The 19,845-nt window shown below is 57.4% G+C and carries 14 protein-coding genes and 1 tRNA gene; 13 read left to right on the top strand and 2 right to left on the bottom strand.

The features are described from left to right. Positions 1-43 precede the first annotated feature (43 nt). Entirely contained in the window at positions 44-3,064 is a 3,021-nt protein-coding gene (locus tag ABWQ15_RS13105; RefSeq protein WP_353909221.1) for a phosphodiester glycosidase family protein, read from the bottom strand. 211 nt (positions 3,065-3,275) lie between these two features. Next, a complete protein-coding gene (locus tag ABWQ15_RS13100) occupies positions 3,276-4,796 on the bottom strand; it encodes a 4Fe-4S dicluster domain-containing protein (protein WP_353909220.1) in 1,521 nt (506 codons plus the stop codon). 554 nt (positions 4,797-5,350) lie between these two features. Between ABWQ15_RS13100 and ABWQ15_RS13095 the strand changes: the two genes are divergently transcribed. The 13 genes from ABWQ15_RS13095 to ABWQ15_RS13035 all read left to right on the top strand — a co-directional run bounded on the left by ABWQ15_RS13095 (position 5,351) and on the right by ABWQ15_RS13035 (position 19,583). Further along, positions 5,351-6,463, top strand: a complete 1,113-nt coding sequence (locus ABWQ15_RS13095) for an ABC transporter ATP-binding protein (protein WP_502919127.1) — start codon at positions 5,351-5,353, stop codon at positions 6,461-6,463. Continuing rightward, complete coding sequence (locus tag ABWQ15_RS13090) at positions 6,460-7,326, top strand: ABC transporter permease (protein ID WP_353909219.1); 867 nt, start codon at positions 6,460-6,462, stop codon at positions 7,324-7,326. Before ABWQ15_RS13095 ends, ABWQ15_RS13090 begins: the two co-directional genes overlap by 4 nt. Positions 7,327-7,341: 15 nt before the next feature. Beyond that, positions 7,342-8,763 (top strand): Gldg family protein, encoded by a 1,422-nt coding sequence (locus ABWQ15_RS13085; RefSeq protein WP_353909218.1) that lies wholly within the window; start codon positions 7,342-7,344, stop codon positions 8,761-8,763. A 19-nt stretch (positions 8,764-8,782) separates the two neighbouring features. Continuing rightward, the gene (locus tag ABWQ15_RS13080; RefSeq protein ID WP_353909217.1) at positions 8,783-9,877 is read left to right on the top strand and encodes a DUF4340 domain-containing protein; all 1,095 of its coding nucleotides are present in this window, start codon (positions 8,783-8,785) and stop codon (positions 9,875-9,877) included. Positions 9,878-9,967: 90 nt separating this feature from the next. Next, a complete protein-coding gene (locus ABWQ15_RS13075; RefSeq protein WP_353909216.1) occupies positions 9,968-10,654 on the top strand; it encodes a response regulator transcription factor in 687 nt (228 codons plus the stop codon). Further along, positions 10,651-11,871 (top strand): sensor histidine kinase, encoded by a 1,221-nt coding sequence (locus ABWQ15_RS13070; RefSeq protein WP_353909215.1) that lies wholly within the window; start codon positions 10,651-10,653, stop codon positions 11,869-11,871. The genes ABWQ15_RS13075 and ABWQ15_RS13070 overlap by 4 nt, the downstream gene beginning before the upstream one ends. A gap of 123 nt (positions 11,872-11,994) precedes the next feature. After that, positions 11,995-12,432: a stage V sporulation protein AC gene (gene spoVAC / locus ABWQ15_RS13065; protein WP_353909214.1), complete on the top strand. Its 438-nt coding sequence runs from the start codon at positions 11,995-11,997 to the stop codon at positions 12,430-12,432. A 353-nt stretch (positions 12,433-12,785) separates the two neighbouring features. Continuing rightward, on the top strand, positions 12,786-14,771 hold the full coding sequence (locus tag ABWQ15_RS13060) for a DNA gyrase/topoisomerase IV subunit B (RefSeq protein ID WP_353909213.1): 1,986 nt from the start codon (positions 12,786-12,788) through the stop codon (positions 14,769-14,771). A gap of 181 nt (positions 14,772-14,952) precedes the next feature. Then, positions 14,953-17,196: a DNA gyrase subunit A gene (locus tag ABWQ15_RS13055; RefSeq protein WP_353909212.1), complete on the top strand. Its 2,244-nt coding sequence runs from the start codon at positions 14,953-14,955 to the stop codon at positions 17,194-17,196. A gap of 69 nt (positions 17,197-17,265) precedes the next feature. Then, entirely contained in the window at positions 17,266-18,108 is an 843-nt protein-coding gene (locus tag ABWQ15_RS13050; RefSeq protein WP_353909211.1) for a YitT family protein, read from the top strand. 1 nt (position 18,109) lies between these two features. Continuing rightward, the gene (locus ABWQ15_RS13045; protein WP_353909210.1) at positions 18,110-18,703 is read left to right on the top strand and encodes a lactate utilization protein; all 594 of its coding nucleotides are present in this window, start codon (positions 18,110-18,112) and stop codon (positions 18,701-18,703) included. 48 nt (positions 18,704-18,751) lie between these two features. Beyond that, positions 18,752-19,459 (top strand): hypothetical protein, encoded by a 708-nt coding sequence (locus tag ABWQ15_RS13040; protein WP_353909209.1) that lies wholly within the window; start codon positions 18,752-18,754, stop codon positions 19,457-19,459. 48 nt (positions 19,460-19,507) lie between these two features. Continuing rightward, positions 19,508-19,583: transfer RNA gene (locus tag ABWQ15_RS13035), tRNA-Gly, on the top strand. Positions 19,584-19,845 lie beyond the last annotated feature (262 nt).

The following is a 19,845-nucleotide window of genomic DNA, read 5'->3' as shown; positions in this document are numbered from 1 at the left end:
GAACATAGAACTACATCAGGGGGTATTCTTATGAACGCTGCTCTTACAGCAGGTTGTAAAGGATTTTCGCCATCTGTCCTCTGGTGATGGACTGGTTGGGGCGGAACGCACCGTCTTCATAGCCGCTGATGACCTTTTGAGCCACCATGGTCTGGATATAATAGGAAGCGTAGGCGGGAATGCCGGCCGCATCGGTGAAGCTCAGCGCCGCCGTTGCATAGCCCCTCTGCTGGGTCCGGCCGATCATCGTCGCCGCCTGGGCGCGGGTCAGACTGGCGGCGGAGTGGAAGTAGATTTTTCCGTTTTCCTCGGAGCCGTTGAGAATGCCCATGGAATAGAGCGTTTTAATGGCGGTCTGGGCATATTCTCCGATCTCTCCGTTGTCGGCGAAGGGGAGCGTTACGGAGGCGTACTTCGTTCCGTCCAACCCCAGATAGCGGTAGAGCATCACGGCAAATTGCTGGCGGGTGATGGATTGGTTGGGACGGAAGGTGCCGTCCTCAAAGCCGGTGGTGATGCCGGTGGTCTTCAGCCAATCCACATAGGTGCCGGCCCAGTAGCCCGCGGTATCGCTGAACTGGGACGCACCGCCGGTGGCGGCAATATCGCAGGAGGCCCGGCCGATGTTGCCGGAGGCGTCTTTTGCGGTCACCGTGACCCGGTGGGCATTGGTGTCGCTGATGGGCAGGGCGGCGGTGAGCGTACCCTTCGTCGCATCGTAGGTGAACGCCACGGCCTTGCCGTCCATGGTGACGGATACGCCGCTTTGGGCGGGGACCTTATCCGCCGCGTCGGTGATGGTGGCGGTGAGGGTCGTTCCGGAGACGGAGGCGGTGACCGCCGGCGGCGCGGTGTCCACCACGTTGTTGTAGGACGCCACAATCTGATCCAGATACAGTATGCCGGAGGCGGAGGTGGCCGTTCCGTCCGCGTTGAGCGCCTGCGTCAGTTTGAACCCGGCGAGAGATGCGGTACCGGTTGGCAGGGTCACAGTAATCTGCTTCCAGCCGGAGAAATCCACATTGCCTACGGCGGTCTCCACCGTGTTGGTCCCATCTGAGGTCACCATGGTCAGGGCGCTGCCGGAGTTATCGCCATACATCCAGAAGCTCACCTGCGTGTAGGCACTGCCGATGGAGTAGGGCGCTGCAAACAGCAGCGAGGCGTTTCCATCCGCGCCGATGGTATAGTTTACCGCGGCGGCGGCTTTTCCGTACTTCACCAGATTTGCGTCAGTGACCCGGGCGATGGTCGCGCCGTAGCTGTAAGAGGCCAGCCCGGGAACGCCGGCTTCAAAGTCCTCCACAGTGGCCAGAGCAATGTTGGAGACGGAAATCTGGACCGTGGCGGTCTTTCCGCCGGCAGAAACCGTCAAAGTGCCGGTACCGGGGGAGCCGGCGGTGAATTTCCCGGTCTTGTCCACCGTGCCGATATTGCCGCCGACGGTCCAGGTAAATGCCTCCTGATCCGCCTTCAGCGCCAGATGCTTATAGATCGCGGAGGCGGTGAGTGTCACCGTGCCGCCGGGGGCCACGGTCAGCGTCGTGATGGCGGTGGAGCCGTTTTTCACGGAGATGGAGTCCGGCGTGGTAACGGCGTGCACCACCGTAGAGCCGGACTGTCCGCCGCCGGAAGCGGTGACCGTGACGTCGCCGCCGCTGGACGGAGTGGTGAGGACGCCGCTTTCGATTGCTCCGGCGCTGGTGCTGAGAGAATAGCTCCTGCCGCTCATGGGAATATAGTTGGTATCCACGGCGGAGGCGGTAATATTCACCTTGCTGCCCGCCAAAACACAGCTGTTGTCGGCGGAGACGTAGAAGTGGCCCAGAGCCCCGCTGGACTGGTTGGAGGCCACCAGAAAAATCTGATTGCTGACAGCCCGCTCACTTCCGCCGGAAGGCCGGTTGATGGTCTTGGCGGCAGTGGAATCCGGCTGCGTGACGGTGAAGGTGGTGGACCCACCGCCGTCCAGACACAAGGCAGTGGTACAGCCCAGCTCCATCAGCCGCTGAGCCACCTGCGGCAAGGACGCGCCAATGGAGTGTCCGGCATTCCGGCCGTCAATGGTGTAAAATACCAATGTACCGTCTGCCTTCTGGCCCACGGCGGTGCGGGGATTCACCTCAGAGGAGAGGCCGGAGACCACCGCGCCGTTTTGTACCAGAGCGTACAGCGAACCCACGGCGTACTGTACATCCTGCCAATCGGCGGAGGAGGGCGCGGCGGTGATGGTCACCGTGGCCCCCGCGGGGATGTTTTTCAGGGCGTTCACGTGATAGGCTTCTGCCTGGTTGTTGGCGGACAGAACCACCTTTCCCTGCGGGATGGCGGTGCCCGCGGCGTCGGTGAGGACGCTGTCTACCTTCAGCACCAGCGGGCTTCCGTTCATGGCAAGGGTACCGCTCTCAATGGTGCACACCACGTCCACGCCGGGCTCCGTTGTGCCGGTGGTGTGCTTGCTGTTGAAGTCATATGTATAGAGATAGATTCCACCGGTGGAGACCCGGGCTTTGTTGACGCTGGTCAGCTGACGCACCACCTCGGTGGGGTAGCCGGAATCGTCCATCAGCTCGTAGCCAAGATCGGCGTTAACCTTCATCACCGGCTTTCCCATCACGGCGGTGCCGTCCGCCCGGAAGCCGATGGCCCAATAGCCGCCATCGGTGCTTTTCAGTTCGCCGTTCGCCACGACCATACCGATGGGAAGGCCGTTGTTTACATTGTAAAAATCGCCGTTCATCCCGGCCACCACGCGGTAACCCTGACTCTCAAGAGCCGCGGCCGTGGCGGAGATGGTGTTGCAGGCGGTGAGAACGCCGCCGTAGGTGACAATGGGCGTCACGGCGGAATTCGGTGTGTAGGTAACGAGATTTTCCGTCCGCAGGTCGTTATAGGAATTGCTCCAGAACACATTGGTGGATAACTGTGTATTCTGATGTACAAGAGTGTCCCGCTGCGTCAAATCGTCGCCCAGTGCGGCGGACGCAGCGGCAGGGACGGTCAGTGCGCAGAGAATGGACAGTGCCAGGGCGCAGGAGAAAATACGACGCAGGTAGTTTTTCATTTTATCGTTCGTGCCTCCATAGTCTTTCCGGTTTTCATAACTCGTTCAGAATACCACTTTCTGACGTGAAAGTAAATCCCGCCCCGGTTCTTTCCCAAATGCAATCTTTGGAAATCGGAGCGGACAAGCTTCATTATAAAGACGTTTCAGCGCGAGAAAAGTTGCAGACCGCCGGAAAGTTTATAAACTTTCCGGCGGTCTGTTTCGTGCCTTATTCCTGTGCCTCTTTCAGCCGCTCCTTCAGGGGGCTGTCCATGGCGCTTTGTGCAGAAGCGGCATCCCGATACTGTTGGACAGCGACACTCGCGTCCTTCACCGGGGTGATGGTTCCCGCGCCGGCGACGCAGCCGCCAGGGCAGGCCATGCCCTCCAGCAGGTATCCGTCCCGCTTTCCGGCCTTTGCCAGCATCAGCATTTTGCGGCACTCCCGCAGGCCGTCGCCATAGTCGATGAGTACCTCCCGATCCGGGTCGATGTGCTTCACGGCCTCCACCACCGCGGCGGCCACACCTCCGCCCACAGCGAAGCCCCGACCCGCTCCGGTAGCCACGGTAAAATCGTCGGCAGGGTCCTCGGGAAGCTGGGAGAAGTCAATATTTTTGGCGTCAAACATACCCTGTAATTCCTCAAAGGTCAACACATAGTCCACGTCGGAACGGATGGCCTTGCGGTTGGCCTCCAGCTTTTTCGCGGCGCAGGGGCCGATGAAGCAAATGCGGGCGTCGGGATGCCGCTTTTTCACCAGCCGGGCGGTGATGACCATAGGTGTGAGGGCCATGGAGATATAGTCCTTGAATTCCGGGAACAGCTTCTTCGCCATCACGCTCCACGCCGGGCAGCAGGAGGTCCCCATAAAAGGCTGGTTCTTCGGCACGTTCTCCAAAAAATCCTCGGCCTCTTCGATGGTGCAAAGGTCTGCGCCGATAGCCACCTCCACCACATCGGCAAAGCCGCAAAGGCGCATGGCAGCCTTTAACTTTGCCGGGGAGACATCCTTGCCGAACTGACTGACGAACGCCGGGGCCACGCAGGCGATCACTTCGTCGTGACGCTTCATGGCGTGGATGATCTGGAAGATCTGGCTCTTGTCCGCAATGGCCGCAAAGGGGCAGTTCACAAGGCACATGCCGCATGAAACGCACTTGTCATAGTTGATTTTGGCCCGGCCCTTTTCATCGGATTCGATGGCGTCCATCCCGCAGGCCGCGGCGCAGGGCCGCTCGATCTTGGTGATGGCGTGGTAGGGGCACTGGTTCACGCACTTGCCGCACTTGATGCACTTCGACTGGTCGATGTGAGAGTGCTTCTGCGCGTCCAAATAGATGGCGTCCTTGGGGCAGACCACCTGGCAGGGATGGGACATGCAGCCCTGGCAGCTGTCGGTCACCCGCACCTGTTTCGGGGGACAGGCGTTGCAGGCAAACGTAATGACGTTGACCAGCGGCTCTTCGAAAAACTTGTCGTTCGCCGCCGCGGCCTCTTCAATTCCCGCACTGGCGGGGGCGCGCACGTTCACGGGCTGCAGCGGCAGACCGCAGGCCAGCCGGAGCCGTTCCTGAACGATGGCCCGGGCCAGAAAAACATTGCTGCGGTATTGGGATTCCTCTCCAGGGACAATTTTATAGGGGATCAAATCAATGCGGGAATAGTCCCCGCCTTCATAGGCAAGCCTTGCCACCTCGGTAAACACGTTTCGTCGGATATCGTCAACGGCGCTGTGAATGCCTCGCACTGTAGTTTCCTCCGTATTTCCTTGTTCTTTTCATCTTCCGTTCAGATGTTTTTCAATTATATAGGAGCGGTGAAAAGACTTCAAGTCAAAAACCTGTTAAAGCAGTTCATTTCTTTTAAAAAGTTGATGAAAGTTGCAGAAAAGTCAGGGAGTCTCCGTTCCATCATCCATCCTCCGCCTCTTCCGGACACCCTTCCGCCGGTAAAGGACTCTTGGCAGGCAAAGACAGAGGGCCGCCGAAAATCGGCGGCCCTCTGTCTTTGAGAGAGAAAAGAGAAAAAGCATCTCAGACGCCAAGGGCGGCGACCCCGCGTTTCTGAGATTGATTTTAGTATAATAAAGAAAGATTAAAATTTCCTTGAAAAATTCAAGAATCTAGAAATTTACAATATTTCTTGTTTTTCTTGCTCCCAGTGGACACACGTTGGCAAAACGTGCTAAACTGCTTCCTGAGCTTTCAGTTTTGATTAAGAAATGCTATTTATACTATTTTATTGTTGAAAAGGGCCGCTGGGCCCACCCGCGCGCCGCGCGGGAAAAAAGGAGGGTTTTCTTTGGTCGAAGTGCAAAACCTTGTAAAGCGCTACGGGAACCACAGTGCTGTGGATCATCTGAGCTTTACGGTGGAGGACGGACAGATTTTCGGATTCTTGGGTCCCAATGGCGCCGGCAAGTCCACCACTATGAATATCATGACGGGATATCTCGCCGCCACGGAGGGCACGGTCCTCATCGACGGACACGACGTCTGCGAAGAGCCGGAGGCCGCCCGGCGGTGCATCGGCTATCTCCCGGAGCAGCCGCCGCTGTATCCGGACATGACGGTATTGGAGTATTTACAGTTCTGCGCAGAGTTGAAGCAGATTCCAAAGGCGGAACAGGAAAATCAAATTGGGCAGGCCGTATCCATGACCCATCTGGAGGATCAGACCCGCCGGCTGATCCGCAACCTCTCAAAGGGCTTTCGCCAGCGGGTGGGTCTGGCCCAGGCAATTCTTGGTTTTCCAAAGGTCATCATTCTGGATGAGCCCACCGTGGGTCTCGATCCCCGGCAGGTGGTTGAGATCCGCGAGTTGATCCACAGTCTTGCCAAGGAACACACCGTAATTCTCAGCTCCCACATTCTCTCGGAAATTCAGGCTGTATGCGATAAGGTTCTGATTATCCGCAAGGGGAAATTCGTGACCTGCGACACGCCGGACGCACTGGAGGGAAAGCTCTCCGCCAACGATCGGCTGGAGCTTTTGGCAAAGGGCTCCCGGGAGGCGGCGGAGTCCATCCTCGAAACTGTGGAGGGCATCACCAGCCACACGCTCACCGATGTGACACCGGATACAGTACGTATAAAGGTGGGCACCGACGGCGATCGGCGCGAGGCGCTGTTTTATGCCTTCGCCCAGGCCCGCTGCCCGCTTCTTGAGCTGCGGTCACGGATGGCGTCTTTGGAAGATGTGTTCCTGGACCTCACCGACGAGGACGACGGGGTGGCCGCCCGCGCCGCCGCGCTGCTGACCTCCGGAGAAGAAACTCCCGCCGCAGACGGCGAAAAAAACGTTCCCTCTGAAAAAGCGGCGGAGGAGACCTCGCTCCCGGACCCCGTTCCGGCGGGGCCCACCGATGAACAGGCCCCGGACATTGCCCCGGAAAAGGAGGACACCGTAGAATGAAAGCCATATATAAGCGGGAACTGCGCGCGTATTTCAACTCCATGACCGGATGGATTTTCGTGGCGGCGCTCACCGTGTTCATCGGGATTTATTTCACCGCCAATAACCTGATCAACGGCTACACCTATTTTTCCTATACCCTCAGCGGTACACTGATCGTATTCATGGCGCTGGTGCCGGTGCTGACCATGCGGTCCCTGGCGGAGGAGCGCCACTCCAAAACCGATCAGCTTCTGCTGACCTCTCCCGCCACGCTCACGGGTGTGGTGCTGGGGAAATACTTCGCCATGCTGACAGTTCTGGCGGCACCGGTGCTGCTGGCGTGCCTGTGTCCGCTCATCATCCGCATGAACGGCACCGCCCACTTTAAGGCGGACTATGCCTCTTTGCTGGTCTATTTCCTGCTGGCAGCGGTGGAGATCGCCCTTGGAATGCTGGTCTCCGCCCTGACGGAAAGTCAGGTCATCGCCGCCGTGGGAACCTTCTGCCTTCTGCTGGCGCTGTATCTGTGGGACGGGCTGGTGGGCTTGCTGCCCACCTCCGCCATTGGGTCTCTGGCAGGAATTTTTGTAGTCCTGGTCTTTGTCTGTCTGCTGCTGAACGCCCTGTCCGGCAGCTGGAAGCTGGCCGGCGGCACTCTGGTTTTGGGAACCGCTGTGATTCTCGGTTTTTATATCAAAAAATCCAGCACGTTTGCCGACCTTCTGCCCAAAGCGCTGGGGAGTTTCTCCCTGCTGGACGCGTTTAACAGCTTTGCCACCGACCATGTCTTCGACATCCCGGGGCTGCTGCTGTACCTATCTCTGATCGCCCTTCTGGTGTTTCTGACCGTTCAGGTCCTCCAGAAGCGGCGCTGGAACTGAGAGGGAGAGAGTCATATGTCGATTTTCAAAAAGAAACAAACGGCCCAGACCGCCGGTTCCACCCGCCAAAGCCGCGGGAAAATGGCGTTTTCCACGGGAGTTGTCACTCTGGCGGTGGTTGCAGTGATTGTTTTCAACCTGCTGGTCGCCCAGATCCCGACTTCAAAAGCGCAGATTGACCTGACGGACACAAAGATTTATAATATTACGGACGTATCTGTGAATTACCTGAACGGCATCACCGAGGACGTGGCCATCCATGTGCTGGCGGACAAGTCCAGCGTGGACCCCCGCATTGTGCGGTTTCTGGACAAGTACGTATCCCTGTCCGACCATCTGAGCCTTGAATATGTGAACCCCACGGTGTACCCTTCCGTTCTGTCACAGTACGGCGCGGACGCCAACACCATCGTGGTCACCTGCAAGGCCACCGGGCGGCAGGAGATCGTGAACATTAGCGACATCATCGGCATCGACGAGATGGCGTATTATATGTATCAGCAGACAAAGGAAACGAACTTTGACGCCGAGGGCAAGCTCACCTCCGCCATCGACGGGGTTTTGACCTCCGTCCGCCACACGGCCTACCTTACCTCCGGCCATGAAGAGGGTTCTTTGTCTCAGAACGTCACCGACGCGCTGAAGAAACTCCATATGACGGTGAATACCGTGAATCTGCTGACGAAAGGCGCCATCCCCGACGACTGCGATCTGCTGATTGTCGACGCCCCCACCCGGGACCTGGCGAAGGATGAGCTGACCATGCTGCGGGAGTATCTGGCAAAGGGCGGGCAGATGATCTACTGCATGGCCTCCCAGATACAGGACCTCCCCAACCTTGACGCACTCTGCTCGGATTACGGACTTAATGTGGTCCCGGGCCTTGTGACAGACACGCAGCGGTACTATCAAAATACACCATTTTTGTTCTTCCCGACGCTGGACACCTCCGTGGACGCTGCCTCAGGCCTCAACAGTGACGCTACAATCATGCTGTACGGCTCCCGGGGCATGACGGTCACCAACCCCGTGCGGAACACCATTACCGTCAAGCCCTTCCTCTCCACCTCTGACAAGGGCGTCGCCGTCAAAGCGGACAACAGCCAGACCCCCGGCAGCTATGTGGTGGGTGCGGTGGCCACGGAGTCCGTCGACGATAACATCACCGCCCGCCTGACGGTGCTGGGCTGTGACTCTCTGTGCGGTGACTCCGTCACCTCCAGCTTTGCCAATGTGGACAACAGCGCTCTGTTCGTTGCCTCCATTGCTGCGGGGTTTAAGGACGTATCCCCCATCAGCGTGGATCCGGTGTCTCTGGCAGAGGAAAACAACACGGTTACCACCGGAGGACTGTGGGGCTTGCTGTTTATCTTCGTGATTCCCGCCGCTTTGCTGATTTTCGGCTTTGTCCGCTGGACGCGGCGGCGCAAACTCTAAAGAGGAGGAAGGTTCCCCCATGAACGCAAAACAAAAACGGACGCTTTTGGTCCTGCTGATCGCCGTGGTACTGCTGGCGGCGGTGCTTCTGGGTGTGCGGGCCGCCAAAAACCGGGCCCAGCAAAAGCAAGAGGACGCCGCCGCAGCGGCGGCGAAGTCCGGTGTCATCACCAACGCCGCAGCGGCTTATAAGGAGCTGTCCTATTGCAACGGCAACACCACGCTGTCCTTCTCCCTGAACGACGAGGGAAAGTGGTTCTGGACCAACGACCCGGACTTTCATCTGAATCAGGACTATCTCACGAAAATGGTCAACACCCTCTCCGCGCTGAAGCCCCAGCAGACCATTACCGATGGGGATACTTTGGACGCCTACGGCCTGTCAGCACCCACCCAGACGCTGACCGCCACCTCCGACAACGGCCAGACCACCACCATCGCGCTGGGCAACGCCACCACCGACGGCAACAGCTACTATATGCTGATGAACGGGTCCGACACCCCGGTCTACGTCATCTCCGACGAGCTTGAAAAGGAGATGGCCGTGGGGATCTACGACATGTGCCTCCTGCCGGACTTTCCCGCTCTGACGGAGGACCAGCTGAACTCCATCACTCTGGCCGGCCCCGTGACGACGGTTCTCTCCGCCGCTCACGAAAAAGCGCCCGCAGATGCGAATAGCTCTTCTAACGGTTCGTCTTCCAGCGCCTCCTCTTCCAACAGCAATCCTGCGGCAACCACATGGAGCTCCAGCGGAACCGATGTCACGCACGATAAGCAGGTGCAGGGCATTGTCAAACAGATTCTGGGCCTTAGTCTGGATGCCTGCGTGGATTACCGCCCCACCAGTGACGCGGCCGCCCTGTGCGGGTTTGACAAACCAGACGCCGTGATTACCGTGAAATACGCCGGCGAGAGCAATGCCGACGGAACGCTGACGCTGACCATTGGAGACCGGGTAATGGATGGTAAAGGACGATACGTCCGCATGAACGACGATACCACCGTCTACCGCATGGCAGCGGATAAACTGGACATGCTGATGAAGGTGTCCGTCAACGGACTGGATCACGCCGCGGCGTCTTCCGGCAACGCAGCTTCCTCTGCGGGCTGATTGCTATTTTTTAATGAATTTGGTACAATGAGGGGGTGAAATTCCCCCTCATTTTTCCCTTTAAATTTTTTTCAGGGAGGTGTTTTCCCCGTGCGAGTTTTGATTGTGGAGGACGAAGCGCGCCTGGCCGCCACGCTGCAGGACCTGCTGGAAATGGATGGCTATACCGCCGACGTGAGTCATGACGGCGAAAGCGGTCTGGACAATGCCCTCACTTCCATTTACGATGTCATCCTGCTGGACGTGATGCTGCCAAAAATCAATGGGTTTGAGGTCCTTCGCCGTCTGCGGGCGGAGGGAAACGCCACCCCCGTCTTAATGCTCACTGCCCGGTCGGAGGTCACCGACAAGGTGCAGGGGCTTGACTGCGGCGCGGACTATTACCTCACGAAGCCCTTCGAGCCCAGGGAGCTGCTGGCCTGCGTCCGGGCGCTGACCCGCCGGTCTCCGGAGCTGCGGAATACCGAGACGCTGACCTGCGGCGATCTGATACTGGAGCAGTCCACCTTTACGCTCTCCTGCGCGGAGCGATCCGTCCGTCTGAGCCGGAAGGAGTTCGATATGCTGGAAATGCTGATGCTGAACCAGGGGCTGGTCCTCACCAAGGAAAAGCTGCTGCTGAAGGTCTGGGGCTATGAGTCCGAAGCGGAGGACAACAACGTGGAGGTTTACATCTCCTTTCTCCGCCGGAAACTGGAGCATCTCCACTCCAGGGCAAAGATCACCACCCTTCGCATGGCGGGCTACAGCCTGGTTCAGGGGGAGGACCCGGCATGATCCGCAGACTCCGGCTACAGGTGGTGGCGGTTTGTATGCTGCTGGTGACGGGGGTGCTGGGCGGCGTGTTTTTTTCCATGTACACCGCCGCGAAGGACGGTATCCGGCACAGTACACAGGAACTGCTGGGCCGCGTCATTGCCAGCGATCCCCGGGTAGATCAAGGACAGTCCGGAATTATGATCGGCGGAGACCAGGTCCAGCTTCCCTATTTTACCGTGGAGGTTTGGGGCAAGACGGTGTATGTCACCGGCGGCACCTACTCGGATCTGGAGAATACGGAGACCCTACGCGATATTCTGCAAAGCTGCATGGACCAAGGGACTGAAACGGGAACCGTTCCAGCCTATAACCTCCGTTATCTGCGGGTAAACAACGGATTTTTTGAGCGCATCGCCTTTGTGGACATCTCCATGGAGACTGCATCACTGCAGACGATGATACGCTCCACCTTGCAAATCGGCGCGGCGGCGCTGGTATTGCTGCTGGGGGTCTCAGTCCTTCTGGCCTGGTGGGTCACCCGTCCGGTGGAGCGCGCCTGGAAACAACAGCACCAGTTTTTGTCCGACGCGTCCCACGAGCTGAAAACACCTCTGACGGTCATCCTCTCCAATGCGGAGCTGATGGAATCCGTTCCTCTGGATCCCCGCCCCGCCCGTTGGGCGGACAATATCCAATCGGAAGCCCGACAGATGAAGTCTCTGGTGGAGGAGATGCTCACGCTGGCCCGGGCGGACAACATGGTCCGCACCTCCGTTTTTTCCGGCGTCTCTCTGTCTGACGCAGCCACAGACTGCGCCCTGCTTTTCGAGCCGGTGGCGTTTGAGGCGGGGAAGACGCTGAATTATGAGGCCATCGACCCGGACGTGATCATCAGCGGTGATCCGGACAAGCTGAAGCAGGCAGTCTCGGTTCTTCTGGACAACGCCATCAAATACGGCGCAAAGGACGCACCCATCGAGCTGTCCGTCCAGAAGGCAGACCGCCACGCAAAGCTTCAGGTCTCCAATCAGGGCCCAAGCATTCCTCCAGAGCAGCTTGCGCACCTTTTTGAACGGTTTTATCGGGCAGACGCCTCCCGGGGTGAGAAAGCGGGGTTCGGCCTGGGCCTGTCCATTGCCCAGACCATTGCCGCAGAGCACAAGGGGACTCTGCGCGCCGAATCCGACGAAGTCTCCACCCGATTTATCCTGACGCTTCCCCTTCTTCGGAAATAGCGCGTTTCGGGAAAAACAGCGGCCTTATGCAGGCTGCCGGAAAAGTCTTCGGGCTTTTCCGGCAGCCTGCATAATTTTTACACGGTTGGAAACGCTACTGAAAATAACGTCGGAGGCGGTTTTATGGATATTACTCCAAAGGAATATAAAGAGCTTGTCAAACAGAAGTCAAAAAAGTCTCCCATCGTCAAAAACACAGTCCTTGCCTTTATCATCGGCGGCTTGATCTGCGTAGTCGGTCAGCTCATTATGAACGGCTGGTCCGCCGCGGGTCTCAACCAGGAGGACGCGGGCTCCGCCACCTCATGCTGCCTGGTATTTCTCTCCGCCCTGTTCACGGGGCTGAACCTGTACAACAAGCTGGCGAAATACGGCGGCGCCGGAACCCTGGTTCCGATCACCGGGTTTGCCAACGCCGTGGTTTCTCCTGCCATCGATTTTAAAAGCGAGGGCTATATCACGGGCATGGCGGCGAAAATGTTTTTAGTGGCCGGGCCGGTGATCGTATTCGGCACGCTGGCCTCGGCAATCTACGGCACGGTGCTGATGCTGCTGAAGTAAACCGTTGCAGCACCTGTGATTCAGCAGAATTCCGGGAAACAGAGGCCGCCGCAAAACGCTGCGGTGGCCTCTGTTTCCACTTTCAAAGGCAGAAAAACAGCTGTGAATTTTTCAGAGTTTTTTGCGTTTACATAACAAAGTGGAAAACTCAGTGGAAAATGTGCAAAACCCCGCATTGAAGGTTGATTGGCGGGGTGACAAATTGATTATGTAAAATTTTGAGCAAGAACATTTTTACAAAAAAGTCATAACCGGGGCGATGAAATTTCCGCATTTGGCTCGGCCTTGAAATTTTTGGAACTGTATGATACGATATTTCCATTAGAAGAAACAAAACGGAAAGGGAACGGGTAATGGCAGCAAAAAAGGACTATGGCAACGAGAGCATTTCCTCTCTGAAAGGCGCGGACCGGGTGCGGAAGCGGCCCGGCGTTATTTTCGGTTCCGATGGGCTGGAGGGCTGCGAGCACGCGGTGTTTGAAATTCTCTCCAACGCCATCGACGAGGCCCGGGAGGGCCACGGCGCCCTCATCACCGTCACCCGGTACTTAGACCGCTCCATCGAGGTTGAGGATCTGGGCCGGGGCTGTCCACTGGACTGGAACGAAAAGGAGGGGCGCTGGAACTGGGAGCTGGTGTTTTGCGAGCTGTACGCCGGCGGAAAATACGACAACAACAGCGGCGATAATTACGAATACTCCCTGGGCCTGAACGGCCTGGGCTCCTGCGCGACCCAATACGCCTCCCAGTACATGGACGTGACGGTTCGCCGGGACGGGAAAAAGTACACGCTCCATTTTGAAAAGGGCGAAAATAGTGGCGGACTCCACGACGAACCCACCGACCGGGGCAAAAAAACGGGCACCGTCATCCGGTGGCTTCCGGATCTGGACGTGTTCACCGACACCGCCATCCCGGCGGAGTATTTCACCGACGTGATGAAGCGTCAGGCAGTGGTGAACGCGGGCGTCACGTTCCGTTTCCGCAACGAAGCTGTCCCCGGCCATTTTGAGACGGAGGACTTCGTCTATCAAAACGGCATCGTGGACTATGTGACGGAGTTGGCGGGGGAGGGGAGCCTCACCGTCCCCGTTTTTTGGGAGGCGGAGCGCAAAGGCCGGGACCGGGCGGATAAGCCCGAGTATAAGGTGAAGCTCAGCGCGGCCTGCTGCTTTTCAAACCGGGTGAACATGATCGAGCACTACCACAACTCCAGCTGGCTGGAGCACGGCGGCAGCCCCGAAAAAGCCGCGAAATCCGCTTTCGTCTCCGCCATCGACCAGTATCTCAAGCAAAACGGAAAGTACCAGAAAAACGAAAGCAAGATCACCTGGAATGACATTGAGGACTGCCTGGTTCTGGTCTCCAACAATTTTTCCACAGCCACCAGCTATGAAAACCAGACGAAAAAGGCCATTACCAATAAGTTCGTGCAGGAGACCATGACGGACTTTTTGAAGAGCAATCTGGAGGTCTATTTTATTGAGAACCCCTTCGACGCGGAGAAAATCGCGGAGCAGGTTCTCATCAACAAGCGCAGCCGGGAGAGCGCGGAAAAGGCCCGGCTGAATATTAAGAAAAAGCTCTCCGGCAGCATCGACATTGCCAATCGGGTGGAAAAGTTCGTGGACTGCCGGTCAAGGGATGTGAATCGCCGGGAGATCTACATTGTGGAGGGCGACTCCGCTCTGGGCAGCGTAAAGATGGGGCGGGACGCGGAATATCAGGGCATCATGCCCGTCCGCGGTAAGATTTTGAACTGCCTGAAGGCGGACTATGCACGCATCTTCAAAAGCGAGATCATTACGGATCTGATGAAGGTACTGGGCTGCGGCGTAGAGGTAAAGGACAAGCACGTGAAAGACCTGGCGGAATTCGACATGGGAAACCTCCGGTGGAACAAGGTTGTCATCTGTACCGATGGCGATGTGGACGGCTTCCAGATCCGAACGCTGATTTTGACCATGCTGTACCGCCTCACTCCCACTTTGATCCGCGAAGGCTACGTCTATATTGCGGAAACCCCGCTCTTTGAGATCGCCAGTGGAGAAAAAACGTGGTTTGCCTACTCAGATAAGGAGAAAAACGACATCGTCAGAGACCTTTCCGGCAAGAAGATGAAGGTGGACCGGTCCAAGGGACTGGGTGAAAACGAGCCCGAGATGATGTGGCTTACCACCATGAATCCGGAAACCCGGCGCCTGATTCGGGTCCAGCCCTCCGACGTTGCGGAGACAGCCCGGGTCTTTGACCTGCTGCTGGGAGACAATCTTCAGGGCCGGAAGGACCACATAGCCGAAAACGGGTTTAAATACCTGGAAATGGCCGATATTTCCTGACTTTTGACCGATGGCCCGCACCTGCCGCCCCGTCGCTCTCGCGGCCTCTGCGCACCTTTCCGCTGCCAGCGATCCATTCCACACAGACTTTACCAGCTGTTTGACCCCCATATGTTTTGCGGGACGAACTGCACTGTATAAAAAAACGGGCGGTAACCGCCGCAAATGAGGATTGATACGAATGCCAAAGAAAAAGCACCCGGAAGAGGCCGGCCACAAGGATCTAAATCCCAATGTCATGGGCCTTCATGCCGCCGTGGTGGCCCAGCCCATCACCGACACCCTGGAAGTCAATTACATGCCCTACGCCATGAGCGTCATCGTCTCCCGTGCCATCCCGGAGATCGACGGATTCAAGCCCTCCCACCGAAAACTCCTGTACACCATGTACAAAATGGGGCTTTTGACCGGCGCGCGGACAAAGTCCGCCAACATCGTGGGTCAGACCATGCGCCTCAATCCCCACGGCGACGCCGCCATTTACGAGACCATGGTCCGGCTCAGCGTGGGTTACGGCGCGCTGCTGACTCCCTTTGTGGACTCCAAGGGCAACTTCGGCAAGGTCTATTCCCGGGACATGGCCTACGCCGCCAGCCGATATACCGAGGCGAAGCTGACCGCTGTGTGCGCGGAGATTTTTAAGGACATCGACAACGACACGGTGGACTTCATCGATAACTACGACAACACGATGAAGGAGCCCGCTCTCCTGCCCACCACCTTTCCCAACATTCTGGTGTCCGCCAACAGCGGCATTGCGGTGGGCATGGCGTCCCAATTCTGCGGGTTTAATCTGAAGGAGGTGTGCGACACTACCGTCGCCTATCTCAAAAACCCCGATTGTACGTTGACCGATACCCTCTTGGCCCCCGATTTTCCCACCGGCGGCGAGCTGATTTGCGAGCCGGCCGCGCTGGAGGAGATCTACCGCACCGGCCGCGGCGGTGTAAAGGTCCGGTCGAAGTGGCGCTATGTCAAGGAAGAAAACCTGATCGAAATTTACGAGATCCCGTATTCCACCAGCATTGAGGCGATTCTCGACAAGGTTGCGGAACTGATTAAAGCCGGAAAAATCAAGGAGATATCCGACATGCGGGACGAAACGGACCGCTCCGGCCTGAAGCTGACCATCGACCTGAAGCGGGGCGTGGACCCGGACAAGCTGATGGCAAAACTCTATAAGCAGACCACCCTTCAGGACACTTGCAGCTGCAACTTCAACGTGCTGATTGCCGGAATGCCCAAGGTTTTGGGCGTGCGGCAGCTGCTGGAGGAATGGTGCGCCTGGCGGAGGGAATCCGTAAAACGCCGGGTGTACTTCGTTCTGGGAAAGAAAAAGGACAAGCTGCACCTGCTCAAAGGTCTTAAGCGCATCCTTCTGGACATCGACAAGGCCATTCGGATCATCCGGGAAACGGCGGAGGAAGCCGAGGTCATTCCCAACCTGATGATCGGCTTTGGCATTGACCAGACGCAGGCGGAGTATGTCGCCGAAATCAAGCTGCGCAACATCAACAAAGAGTATATCCTCAAGCGGGTCCAGGAGACCGACGCACTGCAAGACGAGATCGAGGATTTGGAAAACCTGCTGGAAAGCCCCCAGCGGGTAAAAAAGGTCATCGTCGACGAGCTGGGCGAGGTAGCCCGGAAGTATGGTCAGCCCCGCCGGACCACCCTGATCTACAGCCACGAGGTGGAGACCTTCGACGAGGAGGAAGCCGTGGAGGATTACCCGGTCAGCGTGTTTTTGTCCCGGGAGGGGTACTTCAAAAAGATCACCCCCGCCTCCCTGCGGATGAACAGCGAACAGAAGTTTAAGGACGGGGACGCTCTGCGTCAGTCCTTTGAAACAGGCAACGCGGCGGAGATCATGTTCTTTACCGACAAATGTCAGGTCTACAAGTGCCGCGTTTGCGATTTTGACGACGCCAAGGCAAGCGTTCTGGGCGATTACCTGCCCACAAAGCTGGGAATGGATCCGGAGGAGAACCCGGTCTTTGCGTGTCTTCCCGGGGATTACTCCGGTACGCTGCTGTTTTTCTTTGAAAACGGCAAGGCGGCCCGGGTGAATTTCACGGCGTACCAGACCACCTCCAACCGCCGGAAGCTGACGGGAGCCTACTCCGACAAGTCGCCTCTGGCCCTGATTCGCCGTCTGGACGCGGAGGAGGAGTTGGCGGTCTATACCAGCGAGCCCCGGGCGCTGATCTTCCATACCGCGCTGCTCTCTCCCAAAACCACCCGGTCCACGCAGGGCGTGGCGGTGATGACCATGAAGCCCAGGTACCATCTGGAACGGGCCGTCCCTCTGGAGGAGAGCGCCATTGTGAACCAGAGCCGCTATCGCGTCCGGGCGGTGCCCGCCGCCGGAGCATTGCTGCGGGCGGAGGACTCCGAGGAAAAGCAGATCGGCCTGTTGGATTAATTTTTAAACTTTCTTTTTTCTTAGGAAGAGAACGGATGGAAAGGGGATATTTATATTATCAAAAAAACTTTGAAGAGCTACGGCATCATCACTCTGGGGTCTGTGATTTTCGCGCTGGCCTTCGATTGGTTTTTTGAGCCGAATCAGATCGGCATGGGCGGCCTGACGGGCCTTGCACAGGTCATTAACGTGCTTCTGCCCTGGGCGTCGGTGGGTATTCTGGTAGCGGTGCTGAACGTGCCGCTGTTTCTGCTGGGGTGGAAATTAATCGGCCGTCATCTGCTGGTTTCCTCTCTGTTCTCCATGTTGGTCAGCTCTTTGGCGATCGACGGCATCGCTCTGCTGTATAAATTTCCGGGCATGGACACGATGCTGGCCTGCCTTGTGGGCGGAGCCATGATGGGCGCCGGCGTGGGGCTGGTCTTTTCCCAGGGCTCCACCACCGGCGGAACCGATGTGGTGGCCCGACTTTTGAAGCTGAAGTTCCCGTGGCTCCCTATGGGGAAGCTGGTGCTGATCCCGGACTTTGTGGTATTGGCGCTGGTGGCCGTGGTATTCGGCAGCGTTAAAGCCGCGCTGTACGGTCTGGTTGCTCTGTTCGTCTCCACAGTGGTCATTGACAAGATGCTTTACGGTCTGGACGAGTCCAAGGTAGCTTACATTATTTCCGACAGCTGGCGTAAAACGGCGGATGCCATTCTGGCCCGCGACCGGGGCGTCACGATTCTCAGCGCCGCGGGAGCTTATACCGGCGACGAGAAGCACGTGCTGCTGGTGGCGTTCAAGCAGCGTGAGATTGTTGAAATAAAGCGCATCGTCCACGAGACCGACCCCCGCGCATTTTTAATTGTTTGCAACGCCCACGACGTGCTGGGCGAGGGTTTTGGGGAATATAAGAAGGAGGATTTATGACATGGCGGACTTGAAAAAAGCAGCGGAAAATTTGAAATCGCGCGGTTTTAGTGTGCAGCTCTTTCAGACAAAAGAAGAGGCAGCCGAGTATCTCAACAGCGCCATTGACGGCAGGACGGTGGGCTTTGGCGGCTCCGTAACCTTGCGGGATATGGGCCTGTACGACAGCCTCTCCGCTCACAACAGCGTGTACTGGCACTGGCAGGAAACCCCCATTTCCACCGGCGATGCGGAGAAGGCTCAGGTATATCTGTCCTCCGTCAACGGACTGTCGGAAGAGGGAGATCTCATCAACATCGACGGCAACGGCAATCGGGTGGCCTCCATGTTGTACGGCCATGAAAAGCTGTATCTGGTGGTAGGCCGCAACAAGCTGGCCGATACTTACGACGCGGCGCTGTGGCGCGCTCGGAACATCGCCGCACCGAAAAACGCACATCGGCTTCAGACAAAGACTCCCTGCGCCGTGAAGGGCGACCAGTGCTACGACTGCAAGAGTCCCAGTCGAATCTGCCGGGGACTGGCGGTGCTGTGGCGGCCTATGAACGGGATGGAGACTGAAGTCGTCCTCATCGACGAGGATCTGGGTTATTAAAAACCGTCATCCGGCTGTATTTTGCCGGATCAAAGGAGGCGTGGGCGGATGAAAAGGCGGATGTTTTTCCTGCTGGCAAGCTGCGTCCTGCTCACCGGCTGCGCCTCCCTTCTGGACAGGGCGTACAGCACGGTGGAGGCCCACTCCAGCAAGTTCTGGGAGAGTGAGTCCACCGGCATCCTGCGGGCGGAAAATTATCAGGACATCGTCAACGATCTGATGCTGCTGATCGGCCAGCACACGGATCAGGCGGTAATTCGGCTATACAGCTATGACGACGGCGTCACCGTGGCGGACGGACTGGAAAAGGCGGCCGCCGAGGTTCAGCAGGAAACAGCCCTTGGCAATTACGCGCTGGAATACATCACCTCCTCCAGCACCGCTCAGCGGGGGTATTATGAGCTGTCTGTCCAACTGGGCTATCGCCGCACGGCGGAGCAAATTGCGGCCATTGTCAACGCCACCAGCGTCACGGCGCTGCAAAGCCTGCTGGAGTCGGCGCTGGACGACGGAAAGACGGAGCTGACGGTCCGCGTCGGCTACTGGCGGGCGGAGGACCGGGCCGCGGTAGAGAAGACGGTAACGGATCTGCGCACGGAAAGAGGTCTGACGGAAACACCGGAGTGGACGATTTCTTACTATCCGGCAGAGGGAGCCGTGGGTCTGATTGAATTCACTCTGTCTCCCGCTGCCACGGACACGATACAACCGGCGGGCGAGTCTGAACCTCCGACTGAATATTTGCAGACCCCATAAAAAAGGCTTGACAGGCAGGAGGTTATTTGTTAAAATAACTCTTGTTTCGCGGGCATAGCTCATCTGGTAGAGCGCCACCTTGCCAAGGTGGAGGTAGCGAGTTCGAGCCTCGTTGCCCGCTCCATAAAAGCACTCTCCACCCAATCGGGTGGGGAGTGCTTTTATTTTATGAGACGACCCTTACGCACCCCCTTGTATTTCCTGTCGTATTTCTGCAAAAGATATCATTGATATAGTTGAAAGATTTCCTGCAAAGATTTTGTTAATAATTTGTTATTCGTCTAATTTGCATAGAATTATGTTTATTATATACAATTTGCCTTTCATAAGATCGTGGCTTTTGACATATCTCCCAGCTGGACAACGCCGCTGGTTTGTGTTAGGCT

The sequence above is a fragment of the Oscillibacter sp. genome, assembly GCF_040505565.1.
In the GTDB taxonomy this organism is placed as follows: Bacteria; Bacillota; Clostridia; order Oscillospirales; family Oscillospiraceae; genus Oscillibacter.
Note: the sequence above shows the minus strand (reverse complement) of the source record. Positions and strands in the feature narration are given on the sequence as shown.

What these genes read in the sequence shown, in the direction of transcription:
- ABWQ15_RS13105 (WP_353909221.1), bottom strand. Translation starts at nt 3,064, where the DNA reads ATGAAAAACTACCTGCGTCGTATTTTCTCCTGCGCCCTGGCACTGTCC.
- ABWQ15_RS13090 (WP_353909219.1), top strand. Translation starts at nt 6,460, where the DNA reads ATGAAAGCCATATATAAGCGGGAACTGCGCGCGTATTTCAACTCCATG.
- ABWQ15_RS13085 (WP_353909218.1), top strand. Translation starts at nt 7,342, where the DNA reads ATGTCGATTTTCAAAAAGAAACAAACGGCCCAGACCGCCGGTTCCACC.
- ABWQ15_RS13080 (WP_353909217.1), top strand. Translation starts at nt 8,783, where the DNA reads ATGAACGCAAAACAAAAACGGACGCTTTTGGTCCTGCTGATCGCCGTG.
- ABWQ15_RS13070 (WP_353909215.1), top strand. Translation starts at nt 10,651, where the DNA reads ATGATCCGCAGACTCCGGCTACAGGTGGTGGCGGTTTGTATGCTGCTG.
- spoVAC (WP_353909214.1), top strand. Translation starts at nt 11,995, where the DNA reads ATGGATATTACTCCAAAGGAATATAAAGAGCTTGTCAAACAGAAGTCA.
- ABWQ15_RS13060 (WP_353909213.1), top strand. Translation starts at nt 12,786, where the DNA reads ATGGCAGCAAAAAAGGACTATGGCAACGAGAGCATTTCCTCTCTGAAA.
- ABWQ15_RS13055 (WP_353909212.1), top strand. Translation starts at nt 14,953, where the DNA reads ATGCCAAAGAAAAAGCACCCGGAAGAGGCCGGCCACAAGGATCTAAAT.
- ABWQ15_RS13045 (WP_353909210.1), top strand. Translation starts at nt 18,110, where the DNA reads ATGGCGGACTTGAAAAAAGCAGCGGAAAATTTGAAATCGCGCGGTTTT.
- ABWQ15_RS13040 (WP_353909209.1), top strand. Translation starts at nt 18,752, where the DNA reads ATGAAAAGGCGGATGTTTTTCCTGCTGGCAAGCTGCGTCCTGCTCACC.